20 protein-coding genes and 1 pseudogene are annotated in these 25646 nt (G+C 67.1%); 4 read left to right on the top strand and 17 right to left on the bottom strand.

The features are described 5' to 3' along the window. Window position 1: 1 nt before the first annotated feature. From ACHAAJ_RS02405 to ACHAAJ_RS02335, 15 genes and pseudogenes are all read right to left on the bottom strand, one after another. Entirely contained in the window at window positions 2-583 is a 582-nt protein-coding gene (locus ACHAAJ_RS02405) for a glycosyltransferase (RefSeq protein WP_435726585.1), read from the bottom strand. 60 nt (window positions 584-643) lie between these two features. After that, a pseudogene (locus tag ACHAAJ_RS02400) lies at window positions 644-1156 on the bottom strand (glycosyltransferase); the annotation flags it as partial. After that, window positions 1143-2081, bottom strand: coding sequence for an NAD-dependent epimerase/dehydratase family protein (locus ACHAAJ_RS02395; RefSeq protein ID WP_435726266.1), 939 nt, complete (start codon window positions 2079-2081; stop codon window positions 1143-1145). The gene ACHAAJ_RS02395 and the pseudogene ACHAAJ_RS02400, both read right to left, overlap by 14 nt. 59 nt (window positions 2082-2140) lie before the next feature. Next, window positions 2141-2785, bottom strand: a complete 645-nt coding sequence (locus ACHAAJ_RS02390; RefSeq protein ID WP_435726265.1) for an acetyltransferase — start codon at window positions 2783-2785, stop codon at window positions 2141-2143. Then, on the bottom strand, window positions 2778-3425 hold the full coding sequence (locus ACHAAJ_RS02385) for a sugar transferase (protein WP_435726264.1): 648 nt from the start codon (window positions 3423-3425) through the stop codon (window positions 2778-2780). Before ACHAAJ_RS02385 ends, ACHAAJ_RS02390 begins: the two co-directional genes overlap by 8 nt. Next, window positions 3422-4552 carry a DegT/DnrJ/EryC1/StrS family aminotransferase gene (locus ACHAAJ_RS02380; protein WP_435726263.1) on the bottom strand — a complete coding sequence of 377 codons (1131 nt, stop codon included), beginning with the start codon at window positions 4550-4552 and terminating at the stop codon, window positions 3422-3424. The genes ACHAAJ_RS02385 and ACHAAJ_RS02380 overlap by 4 nt, the downstream gene beginning before the upstream one ends. Continuing rightward, window positions 4545-6419 (bottom strand): polysaccharide biosynthesis protein, encoded by a 1875-nt coding sequence (locus ACHAAJ_RS02375; RefSeq protein WP_435726262.1) that lies wholly within the window; start codon window positions 6417-6419, stop codon window positions 4545-4547. Before ACHAAJ_RS02375 ends, ACHAAJ_RS02380 begins: the two co-directional genes overlap by 8 nt. A 120-nt stretch (window positions 6420-6539) precedes the next feature. Beyond that, on the bottom strand, window positions 6540-8006 hold the full coding sequence (locus ACHAAJ_RS02370) for an NAD(P)H-hydrate dehydratase (RefSeq protein WP_435726261.1): 1467 nt from the start codon (window positions 8004-8006) through the stop codon (window positions 6540-6542). Window positions 8007-8008: 2 nt separating this feature from the next. Further along, window positions 8009-8359, bottom strand: coding sequence for a holo-ACP synthase (locus ACHAAJ_RS02365; protein ID WP_435726260.1), 351 nt, complete (start codon window positions 8357-8359; stop codon window positions 8009-8011). Window positions 8360-8423: 64 nt separating this feature from the next. Then, complete coding sequence (locus tag ACHAAJ_RS02360) at window positions 8424-9851, bottom strand: amidase (RefSeq protein WP_435726259.1); 1428 nt, start codon at window positions 9849-9851, stop codon at window positions 8424-8426. A 1-nt stretch (window position 9852) separates the two neighbouring features. Continuing rightward, window positions 9853-11127 (bottom strand): M20 family metallo-hydrolase, encoded by a 1275-nt coding sequence (locus ACHAAJ_RS02355; RefSeq protein WP_435726258.1) that lies wholly within the window; start codon window positions 11125-11127, stop codon window positions 9853-9855. Between the two features lie 66 nt (window positions 11128-11193). Further along, a complete protein-coding gene (locus ACHAAJ_RS02350; protein WP_435726257.1) occupies window positions 11194-12552 on the bottom strand; it encodes an MFS transporter in 1359 nt (452 codons plus the stop codon). A 101-nt stretch (window positions 12553-12653) separates the two neighbouring features. Beyond that, complete coding sequence (locus ACHAAJ_RS02345) at window positions 12654-13568, bottom strand: LysR family transcriptional regulator (RefSeq protein ID WP_435726256.1); 915 nt, start codon at window positions 13566-13568, stop codon at window positions 12654-12656. 26 nt (window positions 13569-13594) lie between these two features. After that, window positions 13595-15748 (bottom strand): acyltransferase family protein, encoded by a 2154-nt coding sequence (locus tag ACHAAJ_RS02340; protein WP_435726255.1) that lies wholly within the window; start codon window positions 15746-15748, stop codon window positions 13595-13597. 86 nt (window positions 15749-15834) lie between these two features. Next, complete coding sequence (locus tag ACHAAJ_RS02335; protein WP_435726254.1) at window positions 15835-17451, bottom strand: PucR family transcriptional regulator; 1617 nt, start codon at window positions 17449-17451, stop codon at window positions 15835-15837. Between the two features lie 122 nt (window positions 17452-17573). On the opposite strand from ACHAAJ_RS02335, the gene ACHAAJ_RS02330 reads away from it, so the two are divergent. Together ACHAAJ_RS02330 and ACHAAJ_RS02325 are read left to right on the top strand one after the other, a co-directional pair. Further along, window positions 17574-19139: a CoA-acylating methylmalonate-semialdehyde dehydrogenase gene (locus tag ACHAAJ_RS02330; protein ID WP_435726253.1), complete on the top strand. Its 1566-nt coding sequence runs from the start codon at window positions 17574-17576 to the stop codon at window positions 19137-19139. A 28-nt stretch (window positions 19140-19167) separates the two neighbouring features. Then, complete coding sequence (locus ACHAAJ_RS02325; RefSeq protein ID WP_435726252.1) at window positions 19168-20556, top strand: aspartate aminotransferase family protein; 1389 nt, start codon at window positions 19168-19170, stop codon at window positions 20554-20556. Between the two features lie 13 nt (window positions 20557-20569). Here the strand turns inward: ACHAAJ_RS02325 and ACHAAJ_RS02320 are convergent, their stop codons facing one another. Next, window positions 20570-21742 carry a 3-isopropylmalate dehydrogenase gene (locus ACHAAJ_RS02320; RefSeq protein ID WP_435726251.1) on the bottom strand — a complete coding sequence of 391 codons (1173 nt, stop codon included), beginning with the start codon at window positions 21740-21742 and terminating at the stop codon, window positions 20570-20572. Window positions 21743-21845: 103 nt separating this feature from the next. On the opposite strand from ACHAAJ_RS02320, the gene ACHAAJ_RS02315 reads away from it, so the two are divergent. Together ACHAAJ_RS02315 and ACHAAJ_RS02310 are read left to right on the top strand one after the other, a co-directional pair. After that, window positions 21846-23336 carry an aldehyde dehydrogenase family protein gene (locus tag ACHAAJ_RS02315; protein WP_435726250.1) on the top strand — a complete coding sequence of 497 codons (1491 nt, stop codon included), beginning with the start codon at window positions 21846-21848 and terminating at the stop codon, window positions 23334-23336. An 89-nt stretch (window positions 23337-23425) separates the two neighbouring features. Next, complete coding sequence (locus tag ACHAAJ_RS02310; protein WP_435726584.1) at window positions 23426-24154, top strand: SDR family NAD(P)-dependent oxidoreductase; 729 nt, start codon at window positions 23426-23428, stop codon at window positions 24152-24154. A 19-nt stretch (window positions 24155-24173) separates the two neighbouring features. On the opposite strand, the gene ACHAAJ_RS02305 is transcribed toward ACHAAJ_RS02310, so the two are convergent. After that, window positions 24174-25619 carry an amidase gene (locus ACHAAJ_RS02305; RefSeq protein WP_435726249.1) on the bottom strand — a complete coding sequence of 482 codons (1446 nt, stop codon included), beginning with the start codon at window positions 25617-25619 and terminating at the stop codon, window positions 24174-24176. Window positions 25620-25646 lie beyond the last annotated feature (27 nt).

Here is a 25646-nt window from a genome sequence, read left to right as displayed (position 1 = left end):
CTCAATTATTCCGTTTGTAGAACGCCGAAGTAAGGTTCCAAATTCTCTGTCGGTCATATCGGGCCACCACATGCTCTCGAGCCCGCAATCCCATTAGAGAACCCGTGCCGCGAAGAGTTTCCATGAGCGCATCTGCAAGGCCTGCTGCGTCGCCCGCAGCCACCAATCGGCCTGTCACGCCGTCAACGACGGAGTCCTTGGCACCCGTCGCCGTAGTCGTAACAGTTGGACATCCCGAAGCTCCCGCTTCCAAAACGACATTCGGAAAACCCTCGCGGAAAGTCGGAAGACAGAAGACATCCATTAGTTGGTAATACGGAGCGGTGTCGCCCACAAATCCGGTTACAACTGGAGAAACTTTTTTCAACTGGTCCGTTGCAGCCCATGGATCGCTGAATCCACCATCGACCTCCCCAACGATCAAAAGCTGATGGTCAAATCCCCTTCGATGCAAAATCGCGCTTGACTCGGCCAAAACATTCAAGCCCTTATCAGCGTTGAGTCGCCCGACATACCCGATCGTGGGGGTGTTTGGCGCAAGTCCGAGGCCAGCAGCCAGCGCAATCTTCTGCCCGTCTGACATTGAATTTGGCCTGAATCGTAAAGTATCCACGCCATTGGAACTACCGTCCCCAAGAACGGAGACCTTAACGCTGGGTGCTAACCCGAGACTAATAACTCTGTCCCTGAGGCTTGGACTGACTGCTAGAACATCAGTAGCGCAGAAACAAGTAAGCTTTTCGAGTTGCTTGAATAGCTGCAAACGGAGACCCGTCTCGGTTTCAAGACGCAACCCCCGAAGATGGTAAATGCGACGCGGCACGCGCAAGAACCACCCAGCTAGAAGGCCCAACAATCCGGCCTTTGGCGTACCAGAACTCAAGACACTCGGTCGAATCTGCGCCACAAGTACCACCCAGCGGAGCAAGGCTAGGACATCCCATGCTGGGGCCGGCTCTCTTCTCATCGGAATCTCGTGTCTTTCTACCCCAGGCACGCCGGTCATCTCAACTGGCGCCTGTCCATGAGAAGAAACCAGATGCACCTGCCATCCCTGAGCGGCAAGATACTGGGGAAGACCGTCCAACAGGAGAAAAGACGTCGGCGTTGTAACGCCCAGAAGCAAGGTTGGAGTTTGGGAACTACGCCGAAGCACTGATACTCCGGAACCAAGTGAGCGTTTGTCCTAAGCCAACGGATAGCGGTACAGGCTGAATTTCCGGAAATAGCTCTCGCATCCGGAGGCCGTCCGACTGAGATGCCCGTACGTCACCCAGTCGCTCATTGGTATGTTCAATCATGACTTCATGTCCCAACTCGCTCTGGATGGCGGCCTTAAGCTCTAGGAGCGTCGTGTTAGTGCCGAAGGCCAGATTTACAGGATCGGTTGAAGAGACTTGTCGAGTAATCGCCGAATAAAGGGCTCCGCATACAGAATCGACATAAGTAAAGTCTCGAGATTGCCTACCGTCACCATGAACTAACAACGGTTCACCAGCTAAAGCCGCAGCCATGAAACGCGGAATCACGGCAGCATAGTCATGATCTGCTGGCTGATTAGGGCCGTACACATTGAAAAACCGAAATGCTAGGGACTTAAGCCCGTACGCGAATTGATACGCGATGACGTAGCCTTCGGCCCCCAACTTGGTAACAGCATATGGACTCATAGGGCGGGTCCAGTCGAACTCAGATTTAGGCAAGCTCCTGTTCGCGCCGTAAACGGAGCTGGAGGAAGCGAACACAACGTAGGCCCCTGCCCGACGAGCGGCTTCAAGGACGTTTAGTGTGCCAGTCAAGTTTGCCACGTGGCTTGACACCGGATCAGCGACTGACCGCGGAACGCTTCCCAGCGCTCCCAAGTGAACTATGGCGTCAACGCCATCTGCTGCCGCCATAACCAATTCGGAGTCAGCCAAACTCCCCTTGATGAACTTGACCGGGAAGTTCGCGATGTTGGCTCCTCGTCCCGTGCTGAGGTCGTCCAGAACACGAATCTCATGGTTCGGATCACGTTCCAAGGTGAATCGTATGAAGTTGGAACCAATGAAGCCGGCTCCGCCGGTAATTAGAATTTTCATGCGGGCTAGTTCCCTTTCGTGGTTTTTCGTGATGACACTTTTGAATGCCGAGATTGCACCTATCGTGCCGGTATTCCTTTAACCACTGTGTCCGAGTCCACTATCTTGGTAACGCATGCGCCTGCCCCGACGGTGGACGATGGCCCAACTTCCAAGCCCTGGAGTATTACGGCGTTGGCACCGATCAGTGAAAGCTGCCGGATACAAACGTTTCCTGAAATTGTCGATGCAGGGTTGATAGACACGAAATCGTCAATCACGACATCGTGCCCAATCGTGGCATTTGGGTTTACATGAACGTGCCGACCTAAGATCGCATTAGTCGATATTTGGACACCAGCGCAAATAACCGATCCCAGCCCGATCTCACTGTTCGACCCCACTACTGCAGAAGGATGAATCAACGTAGCAGGTTCCAGAGATCGTTTATTGAAGGCCTTGTCTACCGTGCATCGAGTCGCCGGGTGCCCTATACCTATGACGTACTTGGCTGCGCGTCCACCGGCGAACCAGTCAGATTGGGTTCCCAAGTATGTTTCGCCCATCTGCCGAACTCGGTTCAGATTCGCATCAGACGGCCTGTCGTCAACGAAGCCGAGAAAGTTGAAAGCTGGACTCGCTCCGTTTCGATTAATTGAACGCACAACGTCCAGAGCTTCGCGTCCGAAGCCTCCAACACCGACGATCACGAGAGGTTCACTCATCGATGCTCTCTTCCGGCGTTTGCTTTCCGCGGAATTCTGGCATGGTCACGTGTGTGCTGGCAGAAATCCCATCTCGTCGGACTACGGCCGCAAGCGTTCTCCAAAGAATACTTAAATCTGTTCCAAACGAAATGCCATCTACATATTGGACATCCAAGTCGAACTTCGCGTTCCATTCGAGATTGTTACGGCCGCTTATTTGGGCTAGACCAGTGATGCCAGGTCGCACCTGATGCCGTCGTGCCTGATGCGTGGAATATCGGCCCAAATATTGGACAAGTAGCGGTCGTGGGCCTACCAGACTCATATCTCCGCGCAATACATTATAAAATGACGGAAGTTCGTCCAAACTAGTCGCCCTGAGCCATATGCCAAATTCCGTAAGTCGCTCCGCGTCGGTCACCCAATTCCGGCCAGCATCAACCGGTCTCATTGACCGAAATTTATACAGCCTGAAGATCTCCCCGTCTTTCCCAGGACGATCCTGAGAGAAAATCACGGGTTTCCCGTGCTTCACGGCCACGGCGACGGCTATGGCTCCAAGGACCGGAGAGGCAACCAGGAGTGTCATTCCTGCGCATATAACATCCAAAATCCGCTTCAAGACGATGTAGGCGTTCTTCCCCTCTCGACGCGTCATCGCGACTCTAAGAAAGTCGACATCGAGGCGGTAATCCGAACAACTTGCTCTTCGGACAACACAGAGCCGCTCGGGAGTGTGAGCCCCCTTGCAAATAGTCGTTCAGATGTGCCATTCACCGTCCGCGGCGCGGCGGCGAATACCGGCTGCAAGTGCATGGGCTTCCATAGTGGCCGCGTTTCTATGTTGGAAGCAGCCATTGCCGCACCAAATTCCGCGATACTCCAGCCTGCCACCTGCTCATCAATCAAAATTGAAGTCAACCAAAAGTTGTCTTCGACGTCGTCTAGACCTCCGAAAATTTCTACGCCACTAACCGGCGCGAAAAATGCACGGTAATGATCGCGCAGCTTTCGCCGACGGCCGATCATCTCATCGAGTCGTGATAACTGTGCACGTCCTAACGCCGCCAAGAGATTACTCAGTCGGTAGTTGTACCCAATATCGATGTGTTCGTAGTGGGCAACCGGTTGCCGAGCTTGTGTCGCCAGATAGCGCGCTTGCGATGCAAGGTCGGCGTCGTTCGTTAGCAGCATCCCGCCGCCCGACGTAGTCATGATCTTGTTTCCGTTGAACGACACAATTGATGCCTGGCCGAAAGACCCAGCGGGACGACCCGCATGCGCAGCACCCAAGGACTCCGCAGCGTCGCACAGCAGCGGGACGCCAAATTCTTCGGCAATTGCTTCAATTTCGGTATAATTTGCGGTTTTTCCAAGAAGATCGACCGGAACTACGGCCCCAATTTTCTCGTCTGCGTCCCTAAGTGTTGCGAGAGTCTTCCGCAATAGAAGTGGATCCATGTTGCCGGACTCGTCCGCATCAACAAAGTACGGCTGGGCTCCCGTATAAGTAATCGCATTGGCGGTCGCTGCGAAAGTCATCGTGGAAGTGACGACCACGTGTCCAACTCCCACCCCTAGACCGAGAAGGCCCAAATGCAAGGCCGCAGTCCCTGAGCTCAGGGCCACCGCGTGCTCGACGCCGATGCGCTCTTTGAGCTCCGCCTCGAACCCGTCTACATCTGGTCCCAGCGGCGCAATCCAGCCGGAGCGCACCGCTTCCAAAATGTAGTTCTCTTCGAGTTCACCAACGTCCGGGGACGACATAAAAATTCGATCAGTCATCTCTGCCCTCTTCGACGCTGTCGGCGGTATCGCTATACACGCTGGCTCGAGCTGCGATGGATCCGTCTGATCTAGCGTCAGACATACGTATTTCCCAGCCTGATTTGTCCAGTCGCTCCGGTGATAGGGGGTCTACCTCAGCGTGTGAGATTTTGGGGTGGAACAGGCGCGAATCGGTTTCTCCAACACCGATCAATTCCTCGTGAAGTTTCTCGCCTTCACGCAGGCCTGTGAATACGATGTCGATTTCCTTCCCCGACATCTCGATCATGCGCTGCGCCACATCCAGGATGCGCACCGGCCCTCCCATGTCGAGTATGAGGACTTCGCCCGCACCGCCGATGCCACCGGCCTGAACCACGAGTTGGCACGCCTCGGGGATTGTCATGAAGAAGCGCGTGACGTCCGGATGGGTCACGGTCAATGGTCCGCCGGCCTCGATGAGCGTCCGGAACGTGGGAAGCATCGAACCCCGGCTGCCGATGACGTTTCCGAACCGGACTGAGATGTAGGGCAGCCCCGTCTCCTGTGCCATCCAAGCCGTCAACTTCTCCGCCACGCGCTTCGAGTGACCCAAGACGCTGGTCGGATTTGCGGCCTTGTCCGTGGAGATGTTGACGAACGTCCCCACGCCGGCGGACCTCGCGGCTTCGAGGACGTTCAACGTGCCCAGCACGTTGGTTTTCCAAGCCTCGTCCGGGTACTGCTCGAGCATGGGCAGGTGCTTCAGTGCGGCGGCATGGAAAACGACGTCCGGCTGGCGCTCCTCGAAGATCTTCCCGAGTGCCTCGGTGTCCCTGATGTCAGCCAGAACCACGTCCTTGGTGTGGAGGAGGCCGTGACCGATCGTGCCGATCTGTGCCGACTGCAGCCCCGTTTCATCGCGGTCCACCATGATGAGTTCCAGCGGCGCATACTTGGTGATCTGTCGGCAGAGTTCTGACCCGATCGAACCGCCTGCACCAGTTACCAGAACTTTTTTACCTGCCAAGTAGCCCGCGATGGACTCGACCTCGGTATCCACCGGGTGCCGGCCAATGAGGTCCTCGATAGAAAGATCCCGCAGGTCGGACAGCCTGGTCTTGCCGGCCAGAACCTCGCCGAGCAGGGGAAGCACCATCACGTTCAGGCCAGCGTCCTTGGCGGCGTCGGAAATGCGGCGCACCAGGGCGGCGTCGGCATGCCCGATACAGATCACCAGATCAGTGGCTTCCGTCTGCTCTGCCGCGGTGGCGAGGTCATCGAATCCGCCCAGCACGCGGACGCCGCGGATTTGAAGCTTAGCCTTGTGCGGATCGTCATCGATCAGACCGACCGGCCGAAAGACCGAGTCTCCGTCGACGAGCATGCGGCGGATGACCGTCTCGCCGAGGTAGCCGGCCCCATAGACGAGCGTCGCCCGTGCGTCCGCGCCGGGGCGCCGCCTGCGCTCCACCGCCACCCGGTGGAGGTACCGCACGCCGCACATGCCGATGAGGGCGATCGGTGTGGCGATCAGGGCCGTGCTGCGTGGAATGGCCCAATCGTCGCCAAAGGCGAACAGCACGGCGGAAATGCTGGCGCCAACGAGCGCAACCGCGTAGAGGAGAACCCGTATTTCCTCAAAGGTCCCGTACGCGAAACGGCCCCCGTAAAGAGCCACTCCCCAGCCGACCAAAAGATGCAAGATCGCCGTCGCGATGCCTAGCGCGACCAGCGACGAGATGGCTAGACTCTCGAACCGGAGTTCAAACCTAATCAGCGCCGCTACGGGAAAGACGGCCACCCACACAAGCGCGTCCCAGGCGAAGTTGATCCGACCCCGTCGGCGATGCCTGGCCGGATGGCCACCTACGTCGGCGGATTCACCGACATGAACTGAACTCACTATTTATCCCCCGGGACAATGACGGCCCGCACTCCATGAAGTCAGCCCGTTCGAACGAATGGCCATTCCAGCCTACCAAGCGCCACTCCCGTTCCGTTAATAACTTCGATAACCGCGGCATCATAGGCATCGCGCCAGTTCGCCAGCAGCAAACGGGCCGTTTGCGGCAAGCCCGCGCCCCACCGCTCCGTGGATTGAGGCGGCAACCGCCCCCATAAATGCGCCGTTCCGTGCGCCGCCGGCCGTGCTACCGGTGGCCAGCAATGCTCCGAGGATCCCGGTCAGCACGTCGCCGGAGCCGGCCGTCGCGAGTTCCGGTCCGACGGAATTGCACACCACCGTGTAGCCGTCGGGGGAAGCGCATACGGTCGAGGGGCCCTTGAGCACCACCACCGAAGAATAGCCGACGGCAGCCCAGCGGGCCCACCTGACGGGGTCGCGTTCAATGGTAGAACGGTCGACCTGCATTCCTACTCGAGCCAAGAGGCGCTGCAACTCACCCGCGTGCGGTGTGAGCACCAGTTTGCCGTGGCCGTCCTTCGGTTCCAGCGCATCCAGGGCGCTGGCGTCCACTACGCATGGAAGGCCCGACGCTACTGCCGATCGGATCGCAGCGAGCTGGGCCTCGTCCGTGCCGATGCCCGGACCGACGGCCCACGCCTGGACGTGCGCGCCGGCGTCGTCCGCCGGCACGGACTCGGGCACGGCCTGCGTCAGGAACGGTCGAACAGCGTCGGGCGCCACGGTGCGGAGCATACCCAGGCCGGCGTTCACGGCTGCCGTCGCCGACAGCACCGCCGCGCCTGGGTATTGGGCCGATCCGGCGACGAGCCCCAGCACGCCGCGGGTGTACTTGTGGTCTCCCGGACGTGGGCGTGGACGGAGCCGTTCGGCGTCCGCAGACTCGATGACATACAGGTCGGGGTCGCCCAAATGTTGTCCCAGTCCGATGTCGACCACCTCGATCCGGCCGGCTAGCAGGTGCCCCCGGCCGACTGCGAGCCCGGTCTTGAGGGCACCAAAGGTCACTGTGAGGTCGGCCTCGATCGCCGAGTCGGGTCCGTCGCCGGTAGTCGCGTCCACTCCGGAGGGAAGGTCACAGGCCACGACGAGCACACCCTCGGGAATCTCGGGCAGTTCCACGGCGCCTTTGGCTCCGGTGCCCAGCACGGCGTCGATCACCAGGTCCACCCCGTCTAGCGCCTCGGCGGCGGCACGCCAGCGCCTGCTGTCGCCGCGCGATGCCTTGCCACCCCTACGCCGTCCGTCGACGACCCGTCCGCCGGCCTTCACGAAAGCGGCGAGTCCGGCGTCGTGCGCCTTCTTGCCCAGAAGCACCGCCGTGCAGGCGACCCCCCGGCGCAACAGGATGGCCATGGCGAAGAGCGCGTCTCCCCCGTTGTTCCCCGTGCCCACGAGTGCGGCGGCGCGCGCCCCATAGACCCGTCCCCGCTCGCGCCGGAGGAGCTCCATGGTGTGCTGGGCCAGTCCGTAAGACGCCCGGCGCATCAGTTCCGGGCCCATGCCGCGTTCGATCAGCGGCTCTTCCGCGGCACGGATCTGCGTGCCGGTGTATACGGGAATCATGTCTACTTCTCCGCGACGACCATGGCCGTGGCCAGGTCGCCATCGTGGCTGAGGGACAGGTGCCAATAGAGCACGCCCTTGTTTGTGGCGGCCTTGGCCACCGTGCCGTCCACCATCACGTGCGGGTCCCCCGCCGCGTCGACCACCACCTGGCAGTGTTGCCAGTTCATTCCCACGGGGGCGCCGAGGGCCTTGGCGACGGCTTCCTTGGCGGCGAAGCGGGCGGCCAGTGAGCGTGTGTTCAGCTCCCGTTCGGCCGGGACGAACAACCGTTCGCGGAGGGCAGGCGTGCGTTCGAGCTGCGCCTTGAAACGGGAAACCTGGACTACGTCCACACCAATGCCGACGATCATGAAGCGAGTCTATCCGCAGGTCGCAGGCAGGTTCGACCCGCGTTGCGGGCCTTCAACATCCGGGCTAGAGCATCGGACGCCGGTCCGACCACGGCAGCAGTTCCTCGATGGCCGCACCGATGCGGAAAACCGTGTTCTCGGCGAAGGGGTGGCCGACCACCTGCGCGCCGGTGGGGACGCCGTTCGGGGCCAAGCCGCTGGGTACCGCCAGGACGGGGCAGCGGTTGGCGATGTTGAACGGGCTGGTCAGGTGCGCCTCCCAGTAGTGGCCCAGATGGCGGCCGCCGGCGTCGATCCCGTCCAGGTAGTCGCCGTCCGCGTCCAGCGAGGCCACCGCCGACGTGGGGCAGAGCAACGCGTCGAACCCGTTCATCGCCGCGGCCAGCTCCGCCTGCAGCCGGGCGTCCATGGCCAACCCCTCCGCCAAGGTGCTGCGCGACGCGGCCGCGGCCGCATCGGCGATGAAACGCGCCGTGTAGGCAGCGGTCGGCTCGCCGCTGGCGTCCGTTTCGGCCGACATCGCCGGACCCAGAAGGTGCCCAAAGTGCGTGAAGATGGTCTCGCGGATCCGCTCCGTGGTCCACGGGAGGCCGATCTCCACCACCTCGGCGCCTGCGGAGCGCAGCGCGTCCGCGACGGCGCGCGTGTTGGCCTCCACGGCCGCGTCCACCGGGTAGTCGCCGAGCGTGGTGCTGAGCGCGATCCGCAGGCCGGCGACCGGGGCGTGCTCCAGGTCGATGGGCGGCCCGGCCGGAATGGTGAAGTGGTCGGCCGCGTGCGGCCCGGACATCACGTTGGCGAGGAGGGCCGCGTCCGCCACGGTCCTCGCCATCGGACCGTCCCCGCGGTACCAGTCCGCAGAGAGCGGCGCGGCGCCGGGGATCCGCCCGTAGGGGGCCTTGTAGCCGACCGTCCCGGTGAAGCCCGCGGGGATGCGCGTGGAACCGGCGATGTCGCTCGCCGTCGCCAGCGGCGCCATCCCCGCGGCGAGCGCGGCGCCCGATCCGCCGGAGGACCCGCCCGGCGAGCACTCCAGGTTCCACGGGTTCCGCGTCACGCCCCACAGGGGGCTGTGCGTGACGGTCGCGCAACTGAACTCCGGCGACGTAGTGCGGGCGTGGACGATCCCGCCCGCGGCGCGGATCCGCTCCACCACCGGATGGTCGCCGGGGGCGATCCGGCCGCGGTGCGCGCCGAGTCCCTGCTCCAGCGTGCGGCCGGCCAGCGCGTGCTTCTCCTTCGTCGCCACCGGAAGCCCCAGCAGCGCCCCCAGGGGCTCCCCGGCGTCGTCCGCCGACCGCGCGTATCGCGCCTCCGCCAGCCGCGCGGCGGCCAGCGCGTCGTCGAACAGGGTCTCGGTGAGCGCGTTGACGTGGTGGTTGACCTCCCCCGTCCGCTCGATGACGGCCGTCATCAGCTCGACGGGCGAGAGGTCGCGGCTGCGGAACAGCCGCAGGGCCGCGACGGCGTCCAGGTAGTGCAGTTCGCCCACGCTAGGCACCGGCCGGCGCGGCGCCGGAGAGCGACGCCGCGTCCCGCGCCAACGCTCCGCGCACCATCTCCCACGCGACGCCGGTCAGGGCGTCGACGCCGGCGGCCATGTCCCGGTCCGTGGTGAACTCCCGCTCGCAGTGGGAGACGCCGTCGACCGAGGGGACGAACATCATGACCGTGGGCACGATCCGGTTCAGGGCCACGGAATCGTGCCCGGCCATGGTGCGGATGCGGCGCGCGCCAAGGCCCAGGTCCGCGGCGACCTTCTCCGCCAGCTCGATCCCCTCCTCCGGGTAGCGTTGGATGCCGCGGACGTCGAAGTCGCGGACGTTGATCTTGATGTCGTGCTCGATAGCGAGCGCCTCCATCTTCCCGATCAGCGTGGCCCGCGCGGCGTTGACCGTTTCCGGGCTGGCGGAGCGCAGGTCCGCGACCAGGCGGACGCGGCGCGGGACCACGATCGGGGAGTTGGGCTCCAAGGTCAGCTGCCCCACGGAGGAGACCAGGGCCTCCTCCGCGAAGTCGCCGGTGACGTCGTGGACCATCAACACGATCTTGGACGCCGCGACGAGCGCGTCGTGCCGGTCCGCCATGGCGGTGGCCCCGGTGTGGGACTGCTCCCCCAGCACCTCGATGTCCAGCTTCTGGGTGTGCCAGGAGTAGTCGACGGCGCCGATGGTGTGGCCCTCGCGCTCCAGGATCCGGCCCTGCTCGATGTGGATCTCCGCGTACCCGGCGACCTCCGGGCGCTCGTCCGTGCCGAGGTAGCCGATGGACTCCAGCGCCTCCCGGACGGTGGTGCCCTGGAGGTCCTCCACCGCCAGCATGCGCTCCTGGTCCATCAGACCGGCGAACACGGAACTTCCCATGATCGACGGTGCGAACCGGCCGCCCTCCTCGTTGAACCAGTTCACCACGCAGAGGTTGAACCGCGGCCGCACGCCCTCCTCGCGGACCCGCCGCTGCACCCGGTCCGCCGCGTGGAGGCCGGCGATCACGCCGTAGGCGCCGTCGAACCGGCCGCCCCGCGGCTGCGAGTCCAGGTGGGATCCGACCATCACGAACGGGGCGCCGGGCGCGAGCTCCACGAGCGCGAACATGTTGCCGATCCCGTCCACCCGCACCTCCCACCCGCGTTCCCGGGCGAACCCGGCGAACCAGTCGCGGCTGAGCTTGTCCTTCGCCGTCGCGGCCTGGCGGTCGACGCCGTCGTTCTCGGTGGCGCCGAAGGTGGCGACGTGGTGGAAATCGGACAGGAAGGCTTGGGCGTTCACGGTGGAGCTCCTGATGCGGAAGGGGGTGTGCGGAGGTGGTGGTGGTCGGCTGCGGGGGGCGGACCGCTAGTGCAGCTTGCCGCGGGTCTCGGGCACCTTGGTCAGCGTCAGCAGCAGCAGGACGATCACGGCCGCGACGGTGAGGTAGATGCCCGGCGCGAGGCTGTTGCCGGTGGAGCTGATGAGCGCCGTCCCGATGAACGGCGCGGTGCCGCCGAAGATGGCGTAGGCCAGGTTGTAGCTGATGGCGGCGGAGGTGAACCGCGTCCGGGTCGTGAAGATCTCCACGAAGAAGGTGTAGCAACCGCCGCCGTAGATGCACAGCGGCACCACGAACAGCAGCTGGCCGAGGATCGCCAGCACCAGGGAGCCGCTGGTGACCAGCATGAAGCACGGCACCGCGAAGACCGCGATGGCCGCGGCGCCGGCGATCAGCATCGGCTTCCGGCCGACCTTGTCGCCGATGATGCCGCCGACCGGCAGCAGGAGCGCGTAGAACAGCAGGGCCGCGGCGTTCGCCATCAGCGACTGCTCGCGGGTCAGGTTGCCGCTGGTCTGGACGAACGGGACGAAGTAGCCCACCAGGAAGTAGAAGCCCATGGCGGTCAGTCCCATCACGAAGACGACCTGCACCATGCGCAGGCGGTTCTCGCGGAAGGCCTCGCGGACGGGGCTGTACTCCTTGGCCCGCTCGGCGGCGGCGACCTGCTTGAAGGCCGGCGACTCCTCGGTGCGGGAACGGATCCACAGCCCGAAGACGGCCAGCGGCAAGGCCAGCAGGAACGGCACGCGCCATCCCCAGCTCATGAAGGCCTCGTCCGTCATGGAGTGGCTCAGCACCAGGATCAGCGACCCGGCGACCACGGAGGGCAGTGCCGTGGCCGCGAGGGTGATGTTGAGCCAGAATCCGCGCCGTTCGATGGGGGCGTGCTCGAACACGAAGGCGGGGGCGCCGACGGACTCGCCACCGGCCGAGAACCCCTGCAGCAGGCGGCAGAGGACCAGCAGGGCCGGGGCGAGCGCGCCGACCTGGCCGAACGTGGGGAGCAGCCCGATGGCGGCCGTGGCGGCGCCGATGGTCAGCAGCGTGGTGTAGAGGACCTTGCGGCGTCCCACCTTGTCTCCGAGCGCCCCGAAGAACAGGCCACCGAGGGGACGGATGAAGAACGCGACGCCGAACGTGGCGAACACGGACAACAGTCCGATGACGGAGTCTTGGCTCGGGAAGAAGAGTTGGGAGAGCACGACGGCGGAGAGCCCGTAGAGCGAGAAGTCGTAGAACTCGATGAACTGGCCGACGCTTCCCCCGGCGAGGACGCGTTTCTGGAGGCCGGTGGTCTTCCGGCCGCTGTTGTATTCGGTGGCCCCGGTTGGAGCTGTGCCGGCGCCGTCCCCGGCTGCGAGCGACTGTGGTGTGGTGGTCATGGCAATAGTGTGGGTGATCCGCATCACACGCGTCTAATTGATTCTTTCGCACGTTGGCATCGAAGCTCTCGATGCCAACTCGACGGCCGGGCCGGTCTCGGCTAAGCGTCTGTTGGTCCGTAGAGGCGGCGGCAGACGTCCTCGAACGCGAGCGCCTTGCGGGTGGGGCGCACGCCGTCGGGCCGCACGACCAGCACCTCGATGGGCGGCAGGTCGTCCGCCAGCGTCAGTGGCACCACGCAACCGCCGGCATAGGTCTGGTTGTGGGTCAGCCGCTGGTTGAGCACCGAATAGCCGTGGCCCTGACCCACGAAGGCGCGGACGGTCTCGTATCCGGTGGCACGGTGCCGGATGCGCGGCCGCACGCCAGCGAGGTTGAACAGCTTCAGGAAGTACTCGCGGGTGTGCGGGAGGTCCAGCAGGATCAGCGGATCGTCCGCGAATTCGGACAGCCGGACGTCCCGGTCCGCGCCTGCCAGGGGATGGCCCGCGTGCACGATCACGTGCGGCGGGATGCGTTCGACAACCCGCGTCGTGAAGCCCTCCTCGAGGCCGATGTGGTACATCAGCGCCACATCGCAGCGCCCCTCGGCGAGCGCGCGCTGGATGAAGGCTTGGTCGCCCTCGAGGAAGGACACGCGCACCCGCGGGTGGCTGCGTCCGAACTCGGTGAGGATGACCGGCGCGCGGAACGGCGCCAGCGGGGCGAAGACGCCCACGCGCAGTTCACCGTCCAGCGATTCCGCCTCCCCGGCCACGAGGCCCTGGATCCGGTCCGCCTCCTCCAGGAAAGCCCCGAGCTCCCTGGCGAGCCGGCGGCCCGACTCCGTGAGCTGGAGCCCGCGCCGTGGAACGCGCAGGAACAGCGCGGCCCCCACCTCGGATTCGAGCTGGGCGATCGCGGAGGAGAGCGTGGACTGCGTGACGTTCAGCCGCACGGCGGCCTCGGTCATGTTCTGGGTCTCGGCCACCACCGCGAAGTAGCGCAGCTGGACCAGCGTGAAGGGCTTGGGCACTCCCCCATTGTCCACGGCTCGCCAACCTACTTCGGCGGATCGAAGCCGTCCACCTTCGCGAGAGCCTCCCGAAGTGCCGGAGCGAGTGTCTCCGAATATGTGGCGGTCAGGTGATCGGTGTCGCGGTAAACGAGCACGCCTCCAATGACAGGAGAACATCTGGCCTCGGGACAGATCGCCTTCGTAACGTCTATAACCGAAATGCCGTTCGAGGCCTGGAGCGCTTGTTCCTGGGCGGAACGGCCTCCGTTGGCGAGCGCTTCCACCCGGTCAACGGCGCATCGTTCGAGGGAGTCTGCGTTCACAGACACGCACTCCGGTATGTCGATTCCTGGGCTCGGTGTGTCCATGAGTACGGCCACCTTCAGGCCTGCATCTTGTAGTTTCGCCCATGCGCCCGCCAGTCCGTCTGACAACCGGTGGTCGGGGGCAACGCGGTAGTCGAAGCTGGAGACGAGGACCAGATCGGGTTTCTCCTCTGAGAGCTCTCTGATGACGTCCTTGCCCCACTCGGAGCATGCCCTGTCCGCACCCCCGGATTTTGGATCGAGAATGCTTTCGTTGCTGAGGGGGCACCCGGACTTGGTGTGGGAAACAAGCCGGAATCCCTCTTCGTTCGCCAATCTAGTCAGTCCGGGAACCCAATGGGCCGCGTGGGAATCGCCGACGACGGCAACCGTGTACTCCGCCGATCGATGACCGTAAATGCAGGCCGTGGCTTTGGTTTCCGGTTTTGCTAGATGGCACCCGTCCCCGTACACAGCGGGGTTGTCGTCTGCTGCACTCTCTGCATTCGGTTTGAAAGCACCCTGCGCATTGCGAACGCTGCCAGCAGCGCGATCAAGGGCTAAGGCCTCGGCCCCGAAGACTTCGAATCTGGCTAGGCCGCCGGTTTCGTCGGTCGGTTTCGATGCGCCTCCGACTGGTCCCACGACCGCTGGTGCCGGTGTCGCCACGAGTACCAGGACAACAGCAAGAGACGTCGTCAGCATGCCCAGGAGACCCATTTGCAACGCCACAGTATTGGGTTCAACGTAACGCCATCTCATAATCGGTTGTTCGACGTACTTGTGGCTGAGATACGCGGGTACCAGCGAGAACGCGACAACAAGCAGGCTCACTGCCACGTACCGCCCGCCCAACACGTGCGCGGCGATGACGATAAGGGGCCAGTGCCACAGATACAGCGAGTAGGAGATGCCCCCGAGCCACGTCATCGGTTTCAGAGACAGGACTCTTCCGGCCCCACTCCGATCGCGTCCGGCAAGCCCGGCGATAATCACAGCGGCACCGCCAACCGTGGGCAACAGTGCGGCATAGCCGGGGAACGGAATACCCGACGTGAAAAGCAGAGCCGAAACGAGAATGCCGGCCAACCCGCCCCACCCAAGGATCAGAGCGAACCGTCGGCCGATTCCGGCAAGCTGCGGAGCGAACACGGCGACGATGGCCCCCACGCCGAATTCATAGACACGGGTCGTCGTGACGAAGTAGGCCGGACCGGGATCGGTTGCCGTGAGGTGGATCGAATAGGCCAATGAAGGTACGGAGATGACGACGACGGCGGTGACAACGAAAACGCGAAAACGGCTGCCCACTGGCTCCGTTTTTCGTCGGCCTGCGTGTCGTTTGCTTCGCGGACGTGCAGCATATGCCGCGCCAACCAGTAGAAGCGGCCAGACAACGTAGAACTGCTCCTCGACGGACAGTGACCAGAAGTGCTGGACGGGACTGGCAGCGACTCCAGCTCGCAGGTAGTCCGCGGCGGCATCGGCGAAGATCCAATTCACGACGTTGAACGCGCTGCCAACGATCTCTAGCCCGATGGTCTCCCAACGGATTCGCGGAAGCAGGAAGAAGGACAGCGCGCCAACGACCGTCAAGACGAGGAGTGCAGCCGGCAGGATGCGCCGCGCCCTTCTCGCGTAGAAGCCCGCGAGGGAAATACGGTTCGTCTCGTCGACTTCCTTGAGGAGTATGCCGGTGATGAGGAATCCCGAGATGACGAAAAAGACATCGACGCCCACATAGCCACCGGGCACCAAGGGAAATCCAGCGTGATAGAGCAGGACGACACCGACGGCCACTGCCCGCAAGCCTTGGATATCCGATCTAAATCCGGCTTTCGGCTCCCCGTGCCTCACCGTCGTCTGACTGGGCCCAGGAACCACAACGGACATGTAGCTCCCGCCAGAACTCGTGAAATAGGTAGTTTGATTCTAATGCACGTACCGCAAAGGGTGATTGACCTGGCCGTGCGCCCGGATCAGACCGACGCAAGCTGGGTGATCAGGAGCGCCACGTGCAGGGAGGCGCGGGATTCGGCCTCGTCCAGCGGGACGCCGAGCCGGCGCTCCAGGCGGTCGAGCCGGGCGTAGAGCGCCGGACGGCTGACCAACTGCTGCCGTGCAAGTGCCGCCCTGTTGCCTGACACGCCAAGGAACCGACCCAGCAATTCCAGGTCCGGCGCGGCCAACCCGGCCAGTTCGGTCTCGGCGAATCCGCGCACGCGCGGGTCGTCGCGCAGCACGGACAGCAGTCCGCGCAGCCTCACGTCCGCGGATCGGTGGTACGGCCGCCGCCCGCGCTCGGCCGCCGGGAGCGACGCCGCGCCCTCGGCCACGTGGCCGGCCTCCTCCAGCGCCAGGGCAGCGTCGATCAGCGACCCCTGCGTTCGGCCGGCGCCGACGGTCCACCAGCCGCCGTCAGCGCCGGCGCCGTCCGCGTCCGCTCCGGGGACGCCGCCTCCGCCGGAGCCCGCGATGCGGGAGAGGCCCGAGCACAGGCGCGCCAGCAGCGGATCCTCGAGCTGCCGGGCGGGCAGCGCCAGCAGCAGGCCGATCTGGTCCGAGCGGATCCCGGCCACAAGCGCGGAGGCACGGGACGCGGCAAGCGCGCGGGCGACGGCGTCGAGCAGGATCCTCCCCCGGCGCTGCGTGGCTACCGGACCACCGGGGCCGGCGTCGATGTTGAGGACCACCGGCACGTAGGCCACCCCCGGCGCGAAGCCGAGCCCGGCGGCGCGGTCCAGCGCCTGCTCCTCGGTGAGCGCGCCTGGCTGGCGGAGCTCGCCGACCAGCACCGCCTCCGCCCTCCGGGCGAGCTCGCGCTGGTCGCGTTCGGCCATGTGGTGGATGGCCAGCGCCTGGGCCGCTCGCTCCAGCACCATCGACGCCTCCGGGCTGTCCCGCGCCGCGTCCGGGGCCGCGAGCCTGCCCCAGTCCTGGCCGGCGCCCGCCACCGGGGCCGTGAGGAACCCGGCGTCGCCGCCGTCCGCCGCCCGGTTCCGCCACGCGGCGGCCAGCGCCTCGGATCCCGGGCCGGAACGCGTCCGCGAACCGTCCCTCGCGTCGAACACGACCGGCACGCCGGCGAGCCGCGCGGCTGTCGCGACGATCGGTTCCACCCCGGCGTTCTCCACACTCAACGCCGTGAATGCCTCGTGGACCCGGTGCGCGGCCTCGAGCTGGCGCAACTGGTCCGCCACGATCATCCGGTGGACCGTCTCCGTCACCGCGACGAACCGGACGCGACGGCGCAGCAGGACCACGGGCAGTCCCGCGGAGTCCGCCACCCGGCGGAGGCGCTCCGCCGTCGCCTCCCGCTCGCCGAGGATCTCGAAGGCGATGCCGGCGGCCCCCGCCGCCTTGAAACCCAGGAGGTGCGCGGCCATGGCCTTGGCGCCGAGGGGGCGTCCGGCGTCGAACATCTGGCCGGTGCTGAGCACGAACTCGCCACCCTGCAGCAGACCCGAGGCCCCGGGCTGTTCGGAGACGTGGACCCAGCGCACGGGCGCGTCCAGCCCGCCGGCGCCGGAGAGGAGCTCCGGATCGGCCGCGCGCAGCTCGGGCAGGGCCAGCAGGGAGCGCACGGTGAGTTCCATGGACACAGTGTAAAGAATCGTTGGACAAAACCGACACTGTGCCAATTGTCGCGATCCCGCGCCCGGCCGCAGGATGGATCCAGAGCCGCACGGCCCCACCCACTTGACCGCAGGAGCGACGCATGACCATCACCCAGCAGACCGACCGCCCGTCAGAGGCCTCCGCCGAGCCCACCGTCCTGCACTGGATTGCCGGCGCCGCCACCGCTGCGGGCTCCCGGCGCACCGCGCCGATCACCAACCCCGCCACGGGGGCCGTCTCCGGCCACGTGGCCCTGGCCCGCAAGCAGGACGTGGACACGGCCGTCACCGCAGCCGCCGCGGCGTTCCCCGCCTGGCGCGACGCGTCCCTGGCGCGCCGCACCCAGGTCCTCTTCGCCTTCCGGGAACTGCTCAACTCCCGCAAGCACGAACTCGCCGCGATCATCACGTCCGAGCACGGCAAGGTCCTCGACGACGCGCTCGGCGAGGTGACGCGCGGCCAGGAGGTCGTCGAGTTCGCCTGCGGCATGCCGCACCTGCTCAAGGGCGGCTTCACCGAGGGCGCCTCCACCAAGGTGGACGTCCTCTCCATCCGGCAGGCCCTGGGTCCGGTCGCCATCATCTCCCCCTTCAACTTCCCTGCCATGGTGCCGATGTGGTTCTTCCCGCTCGCCATCGCCGCCGGTAACACCGTGGTGGTCAAGCCCAGCGAGAAGGTCCCCACCGCCACCATCTGGATGGCCGAGCTGTGGAAGGAGGCCGGGCTCCCGGACGGCGTCTTCAACGTGGTCAACGGCGACAAGGAGGCCGTCGACGCGCTGCTGGACAACCCGTCCATCAAGGCCGTCTCCTTCGTGGGATCCACCCCGATCGCCCAGTACGTCTACTCCCGCGGCACGGCCAACGGCAAGCGCGTCCAGGCCCTCGGCGGGGCGAAGAACCACATGGTGGTCCTGCCCGACGCGGACCTGGACCTCGCCGCCGACGCGGCCATCAACGCGGGCTTCGGCTCCGCCGGCGAGCGCTGCATGGCCATCTCGGCGCTCGTCGCCGTGGGGGAGATCGCTGACGAGCTGGTCGCCAAGATCGCCGAGCGCGGCCGCACGCTGCGCACCGGGGACGGCCTGCGCGGCTGCGACATGGGACCGCTGGTCACCGCCGCCCACCGCGACCGCGTGGCCGGCTACATCGACGCCGGCGAGGCCGCCGGCGCCACCGTGGTCCTCGACGGCCGGGTCGACGCAACCGATTCCGGCCAGTTCGACGCCGAGTCCACGCCCGAGGGCCCGTCCGGCTTCTTCCTCGGCCCCACCCTGTTCGACCACGTCACCACGGACATGCCCATCTACACCGACGAGATCTTCGGCCCGGTCCTGTCCGTGCTCCGCGTCGACGCGTACGACGACGCCGTGCGGCTGGTCAACGACAGCCCGTACGGCAACGGCACCGCGATCTTCACGAACGACGGCGGCGCCGCCCGCCGCTACCAGAACGAGATCCAGGTGGGCATGGTGGGCATCAACGTGCCCGTCCCGGTGCCGATGGCCTACTACTCGTTCGGCGGCTGGAAGAACTCGCTGTTCGGCGACACCCACGCCCACGGCGCCGAGGGCGTGCACTTCTTCACCCGCGGCAAGGTGGTCACCACGCGCTGGCAGGATCCGAGCCACGGCGGCCTTAACCTCGGCTTCCCGCAGAACGACTAGAACCCACCACGAGCGCAGAAGGAACGCCATGACCGAGACACTGAACCCGGCGCCGACCGCCACCGCACCCACCGAGCCGGAGCTGGAGGCCGGGCGCCGCGCCCACGAGCTGGACCGCGCCCACGTGTTCCACTCCTGGTCCGCGCAGGACAAGATCAACCCGATGACGGTTCTCAAGGCCGAGAGAAGCCACCTCTGGGACGGGGACGGCAACCGGCTGCTGGACTTCTCCAGCCAGCTGGTGAACACGAACATCGGGCACCAGCACCCCAAGGTGGTCGCCGCCATCCAGGAACAGGCCGGGAAGCTGTGCACCATCGCGCCGCAGCACGCGAACGACGCACGCTCCGAGGCCGCCCGGCTCATCGCCGAGCTGACCCCCGGGGACCTGAACCACGTGTTCTTCACCAACGGCGGGGCCGACGCCGTGGAACACGCCATCCGCATGGCGCGCCTGCACACCGGACGCAAGAAGGTGCTGTCCTCCTACCGCAGCTACCACGGCGGCACCCAGCTGGCGATCAACGCGACCGGCGACCCGCGACGCATCGCCAACGACTACGGCGACGCCGGGACGGTCCACTTCTTCACCCCGTTCCTCTACCGCTCCTCCTTCCACGCCGCCACGGAGGCGGAGGAGACACAGCGCGCGCTGCGGCACCTGGAGGACGTCATCCAGTTGGAGGGCGCGGCCAACATCGCGGCCCTGATCCTGGAGTCCGTTCCGGGCACCGCCGGGATCATGGTCCCGCCGCCCGGGTACCTGGCCGGGGTGCGGGAACTGACCCGCAAGTACGGGGTCATGTTCATAGTGGACGAGGTGATGGCCGGGTTCGGCCGCACCGGCCGCTGGTTCGCGATCGACCACTGGGACGTCGAACCGGATCTGCTGGCCTTCGCCAAGGGCGTCAACTCCGGCTACGTGCCGCTCGGCGGCGTCGCGATGTCCGACGCCATCTTCGACACCTTCCGCGAACGCCCCTACCCCGGCGGACTCACGTACTCGGGCCACCCGCTCGCGTGCGCCGCCGCCGTCGCCACCATCAACGCGATGCGCGAGGAGGGCATGGTGGAGAACGCCGCCGAACTCGGCGAGCGCGTTGTCGGGCCCGCCCTGCGCGGGTTCGCGGAACGGCACCCGTCCGTGGGCGAGGTGCGCGGCGTCGGGCTCTTCTGGGCGATCGAGCTGGTCAAGGACCGCGGGACGCGCGAACCGCTGGCCCCGTACGGCTCCTCCAGCCCGACGATGGACGCCGTCGTGGCGTTCTGCAAGGCCAACGGGCTGCTGCCCTTCGCCAACTTCAACCGCATCCACGTGGTCCCGCCGCTGAACATCGGCGAGGACGACCTGCGCGAGGGCCTCGCGATCCTGGACCGCGCACTGGACGTGGCGGACGGGTTCGTCGACGGGCGGTAGCCCCCGCGCGGGGTCAGCGCTGGACGGAGGCCATCGCCTCCATGAGCGAGGGCCCCTCCAACGGCGGCAGCGTCCCCCCGGCGGCCGATTCCAGCGCGGCAACGATGCGGCGGCCCACCTCGACGGTGGAGCCGCCCATCGCCGCGCCGCTGAGCCCGTCCATCTCCCCCAGCACGGCGACGACGGCGGTCTCCACCGCGCGCGCCGCGGCGGCCTCCCCCAGGTGGGCCAGGCACATGGCCAGCGAGAGCACGGCCCCGGCCGGGTTCGCCAGCCCCTTGCCGGCGATGTCCGGCGCGGACCCGTGGATGGCCTCGAACATGCTGGGCGCGGCGCCGTCGAGGTTCAGGTTGGCGCTGGCCGCGACCCCGAGCCCGCCCTGGATCACCGCGCCGAGGTCCGTGATGATGTCCCCGAAGAGGTTGTCCGTCACGACCACGTCGAAACGCTCGGGAGAGATCGGCAGGTGGAAGCACATCGCGTCCACGTGCACGTAGTCGGTCTCGACGTCCGGGTAGCGCGCCGCGACGTCGTCGACCGTGCCCTGCCACAGGGCTCCGGCCTCCACCAGGATGTTGGTCTTGTGGCAGAGCGTGAGCTTCTTGCGGCGCGCCGACGCGAGCCGGAACGCGTAGTCGACCACGCGTTCGACCCCGGCGCGGGTGTTCACCGACTCCTGGACGGCCACCGCGTTCGGCGTGCCGGCGTGGACCGTTGAGCCGCGCCCCACGTACGCGCCCTCCGTGTTTTCCCGCACGATCACCAGGTCGCAGCGCTCCGGTTCCAGGCCCGCGATGGGCGTCCGCACCCCCGGATACAGCCTGACCGGCCGCAGGTTCACGGCCTGCTGGAACGCCTGGCGCATGGCCAGGATGAAGCCGCGCTCCAGGATGCCGGGGGCCACCGCGGGGTCCCCCATGGAGCCGAACAGGATCGCGTCCTTGCCCTGGAGGCGCTCCCGCACCGGCCCGTCGAAGAGTTCCCCGGTGGCGAGGTAGTGCGCGGCGCCGGCCGGGATGGTCTCGCGGTCCGTGGCGAACCCGAAAAGCCGCTCCGCCGCGTCCAGCACCTCGATCGCGCAGCCGGTGACCTCGGGGCCGATCCCGTCTCCGGGCACGATGCCCAGGGAGTGCGTGCGCGGGGGGCGGGCGGCCGGCGTGGCCGCGAAGCCGTCGGGGTTCGTCATGGTCATTGCCTCCACGGATGGTTCGCTAGTAGTCTGCTTATGTTACTGGTAAGACCACTCGTTCAACAGGGCCCAACGGCAGCGCCCGGAACAGGAGACGCCCATGGGCCCCGCCCACACCCTTCCGGAACGGCTGTCCACCACGCTGCCCGTCGGCGAATCCGGCGTCCCGTGCGTGGGGCAGTCCGACGTCGTCTTCCCCTACGACGGATCGGTGGTCGGACGGGCTCCGCTCGCCGACGCCGCCACCGCCGCCGCCGCCCTCGACGCGGCGGAGGCCGCCGCGCCGGCGGTCGCCGCGGCCACGAGCGGGACCCGCCGGGCCGTCCTGGCGGCCGTCCACACCGAGCTCGCGGCCCGCTCCGCGGAACTCCAGTCGCTGCTGGTCCTGGAAACGGGGAAGCCGTCCGTGGACTGCGCCGTGGAGATGGCGCGGACCCTGACCACCTGGCAGGCCGCGGCGGACGAGGTCACGCGGCTTACCGGGGAAACCGTCCCCCTGGACCTGCAGCCGCTCGGCGCCGGAATGCTCGGCTACTACACCCGCCGCCCGGCCGGCGTCGTGGTGGGCATCGCCGGCTTCAACTACCCGGTGCTGCTGGCCACGCACAAGATCGCCCCGGCCATGGCCGCCGGCTGCCCCATCATCCTCAAGCCCTCCCCCGACACGCCGCTGGCCACGCTGTGGATGGTCGACGTCGTCCGCGGCGTCCTGGCCGCGCACGGCCTGCCGCGCGCGGCCGTGCAGCTCGTCAACGGCGGGAACGACGTCGGCGAGGCACTCGTCGGGGACCCGCGCGCGGCGGTGGTGTCCTTCACCGGCTCGGCCGCCGTCGGGCACCGCATCGCCCGCGCGGCAGCTCCGCGCAAGGTGGTGCTGGAACTCGGCTCCAACACGGGCCTCATCGTCGACGACGACGCCGACTTGGACGCCGCGGTCGACGCCGTGGTCCGCGGCGGGTTCTACGCCAACGGACAGGCGTGCATCTCCGTGCAGCGCGTGGTGCTGGTCGAGTCCATTGCGCAGGACTTCGCCGACAGGCTGGCCGCCCGGCTGCCCGAGGTGGTGGTCGGGGACCCGCGCGATCCCGCGACGCGCGTGGCCCAGGTCATCAACGCCGCGTCCGCGGCCCGGATCAACTCCTGGGTGGGGCAGGCGCTGGAGGCCGGCGCCCGCGTGGTGGCCGGCGGCGCCCCGGCCGGCTCCGCGGCGCAAACCGGCGGACGCGCGGACGCGCTGGTGCACCCCACCGTGCTGGCCGGCGTTCCCCACGACTCCCCGCTCTGGTGCGAGGAGATCTTCGGCCCCGTGGTCTGCCTGGAAACGGTGGCCACCATGGACGCGGCGATCGACCTGGTCAACGACTCCCGCTACGGGCTGCAGGCCGCCGTGTACACGCGGTCGCTCGCCAACGCGTTCGCCGCGGTCAACCGGCTCGACGTCGGCGGCGTCGTCGTCAACGAGATCCCCGGGTTCCGCTCCGACATCATGCCCTACGGCGGCGTCAAGGACTCCGGGTCCGGCCGCGAGGGACCCCGGTGGGCGATCGAGGAATTCACCGTCTCCCGCATGGCCATGATCCGCCCCGCCTGACCCCGCAGGTTCCAACCCCCCTCGAAAGGACGGCCGTGAACGCCGGCACCGACTACAGCACACTGTTCCGCCTGGACGGACGCAAGATCATGGTTGTCGGTGCCGGCAGCGGCATCGGCCGCGAGTCCGCGCTGGCCCTCGCCGCGCACGGAGCGCGCGTAATCTGCGCCGACCGCAACCTGGAGGCCGCGGAGGAAACGGCCGCGCTGGTCGGCGACGCGGCCGCCGTGTACCGACTCGACGTCACGGACACCGACGCGGTGGCGGCCGCGGCCGCCGCGCACACGGATCTGGACTCGCTGGTGTTCACCGCCGCGACCAACGTGCGCAAGCGGATCGCGGACTACTCCATGGACGAGTTCGACCGCGTCGTGAACCTGAATCTGCGCGCGTCCTTCGCGCTGATCCGCGCGTTCGCGCCGGCCATGGCCGCCCGCGGCGGCGGCTCCATCACCGGGTTCGCGTCCATCCGCGCGTCGGTGGTGGAACCCGGCCAGGGTGTCTACGCGGCCACGAAGGCCGGGCTGGTGCAGCTGCTGAAGACGGCCGCGGCCGAGTTCGGCCCACAGGGAGTGCGCGTGAACGCGATCGCGCCCGGCGTGGTGGAGACACCGCTGACCGCCCAGATCAAGGCGAACGCCGAGTGGTACGAGGCGTACGCGTCCAAAAGCGCGCTGGGCCGCTGGTCACGGCCCGAGGAGCTGGCCGGCGCCGTCGTCTACCTGTGCTCCGACGCCGCCAGTTTCGTGACCGGCTCCACGCTGACGGTCGACGGCGGCTGGACCGCCATCGACGGCAGGTTCACTCCCCCGGCCTAGCGAACCGGGCGCCGGGCGGCTATTGGACGCGGGACCAGTCCGGGGCGGCGTCGCCGCGCACGGACTCGTACCAGGCGGCGGCCGCCAGGACGCGGTCGTCCGCACCGACCCGGCCTGCCAGCTGCAGGCCGATGGTCCGGCCGTCCGCCGTGAAACCGCAGTTCACCGTGGCGGCCGGCTGCCCGGACATGTTGTAGGGGACGGTGAAGGAGATGTGCGCCATCGGCCGGTCCGGATCGTTGACCGGCATGGGATCCTCCGCCGGGAACGCGGCCATGGGGGCGACCGGGGAAAGCACCAGGTCGAACGGCTCCGTGGCGGCGCGCGTCGCGGCCTCGACCTCCGCGAACCGGTGGTAGTTGCGGATGGTGGCGACGCCGTCGTACCCCTTGCCGCCCTCGCACCAGCGGGCGATGTACGGCAGGATGCGGGCGCGGTCCGCCTCGCTGAGCGCGCTGTAGTCCGCCCACGACCGGGTTCGCCAGAACGCGTCGATCCCGGCCAGCTGCTCGGCGGTCATGAACGGGGCCAGGGGCGCGACGGTGGCTCCTGCGGCCGCGAACAGCCCGGCGGCGCGCTCCACGGCGGCGGCGACCTCCGGATCCACCGCGGCGCCGGATCCGGCGTCGAGCTGCAGGCCCACGCGCAGTCCGGACGGATCCGCCGGCGGGGCGAACCAGTCCATGTCCGGGTAGGGACGGGATCCGTGGTCGCGGGTGTCCGGCCGGGCGATGACGGACATGAGCAGCGCCGCGTCCCCGACCGTGCGCGCCAGGGGTCCGGCGGCCCGCCCGAGGTACGGGGCGTGCAGCGGGACCAGTCCGGCGCTCGGCTTGAGCGTGGCCAGGCCGGCCCACGTCCCGGGGAGCCGGATGGAGCCGCCGATGTCCGTGCCGACGTGTAGCGGCCCGTATCCGGCCGCCGCCGCCGCGCCCGCGCCGGCGCTCGAACCACCCGTGGTGAGCGTGGGATCCCAGGCGTTGCGGGTGATGCCGTGGCGCGAGGAGACGCCCGAGGAGAGCATCCCCCAGTCCGGCATGGTCGTGGACCCCAGGATCACCAGGCCGGCCTCCTCGAGGCGGTCCGTGATGGGCGCGTTGGCCGCCGCGACGGGCGGGTTCGGCAGCGCCGTGCCGGAGGGAACCGCGACGCCGGCGCGCGGGATGTTCTCCTTGATGGTGACCGGCACGCCGTCGAATGGCGAGTGCTGCGTGCCGGACGCCCAGCGGCGGGCGGAGGCCTCGGCGTCGTTCCTTACCCGCTCCGGATCGTGGTGGTGGAACGCGTTGAGCACGGGTTCGCGCTCGGCGATCCGGGCCAGCACGGACTCGACGGCCTCCCGCGGGTCCAGCCCGTCGGCGTAGCGCGCGGCCAGGTCCGCCGCGGAGAGATCATACGTTCGCCTGGACGCGTCGGTTCGGCCGGTGTTGCCGGTCTGGCTCGCGGGGCTCGTTTGGCTGTTCATCGGATGTGGGGCTCCTTCGTGCGCCGT

This window comes from Arthrobacter arnarulunnguaqae (genome assembly GCF_051262515.1).
Lineage (GTDB): Bacteria > Actinomycetota > Actinomycetes > Actinomycetales > Micrococcaceae > Arthrobacter_N.
The sequence above is the reverse complement of the archived record's forward strand: the minus strand, read 5'-3'. Positions and strand labels throughout refer to the sequence as shown.

Excerpts from the sequence above, each read along its gene's own strand:
- ACHAAJ_RS02350 (WP_435726257.1), bottom strand. The coding sequence starts at position 12,552 with ATGACCACCACACCACAGTCGCTCGCAGCCGGGGACGGCGCCGGCACA.
- ACHAAJ_RS02310 (WP_435726584.1), top strand. The coding sequence starts at position 23,426 with ATGGTTGTCGGTGCCGGCAGCGGCATCGGCCGCGAGTCCGCGCTGGCC.
- ACHAAJ_RS02405 (WP_435726585.1), bottom strand. The coding sequence starts at position 583 with ATGTCAGACGGGCAGAAGATTGCGCTGGCTGCTGGCCTCGGACTTGCG.
- ACHAAJ_RS02320 (WP_435726251.1), bottom strand. The coding sequence starts at position 21,742 with ATGACGAACCCCGACGGCTTCGCGGCCACGCCGGCCGCCCGCCCCCCG.
- ACHAAJ_RS02315 (WP_435726250.1), top strand. The coding sequence starts at position 21,846 with ATGGGCCCCGCCCACACCCTTCCGGAACGGCTGTCCACCACGCTGCCC.
- ACHAAJ_RS02395 (WP_435726266.1), bottom strand. The coding sequence starts at position 2,081 with ATGAAAATTCTAATTACCGGCGGAGCCGGCTTCATTGGTTCCAACTTC.
- ACHAAJ_RS02330 (WP_435726253.1), top strand. The coding sequence starts at position 17,574 with ATGACCATCACCCAGCAGACCGACCGCCCGTCAGAGGCCTCCGCCGAG.
- ACHAAJ_RS02365 (WP_435726260.1), bottom strand. The coding sequence starts at position 8,359 with ATGATCGTCGGCATTGGTGTGGACGTAGTCCAGGTTTCCCGTTTCAAG.
- ACHAAJ_RS02385 (WP_435726264.1), bottom strand. The coding sequence starts at position 3,425 with ATGACGCGTCGAGAGGGGAAGAACGCCTACATCGTCTTGAAGCGGATT.
- ACHAAJ_RS02380 (WP_435726263.1), bottom strand. The coding sequence starts at position 4,552 with ATGACTGATCGAATTTTTATGTCGTCCCCGGACGTTGGTGAACTCGAA.
- ACHAAJ_RS02390 (WP_435726265.1), bottom strand. The coding sequence starts at position 2,785 with ATGAGTGAACCTCTCGTGATCGTCGGTGTTGGAGGCTTCGGACGCGAA.
- ACHAAJ_RS02370 (WP_435726261.1), bottom strand. The coding sequence starts at position 8,006 with ATGATTCCCGTATACACCGGCACGCAGATCCGTGCCGCGGAAGAGCCG.
- ACHAAJ_RS02305 (WP_435726249.1), bottom strand. The coding sequence starts at position 25,619 with ATGAACAGCCAAACGAGCCCCGCGAGCCAGACCGGCAACACCGGCCGA.
- ACHAAJ_RS02335 (WP_435726254.1), bottom strand. The coding sequence starts at position 17,451 with ATGGAACTCACCGTGCGCTCCCTGCTGGCCCTGCCCGAGCTGCGCGCG.
- ACHAAJ_RS02325 (WP_435726252.1), top strand. The coding sequence starts at position 19,168 with ATGACCGAGACACTGAACCCGGCGCCGACCGCCACCGCACCCACCGAG.
- ACHAAJ_RS02340 (WP_435726255.1), bottom strand. The coding sequence starts at position 15,748 with ATGTCCGTTGTGGTTCCTGGGCCCAGTCAGACGACGGTGAGGCACGGG.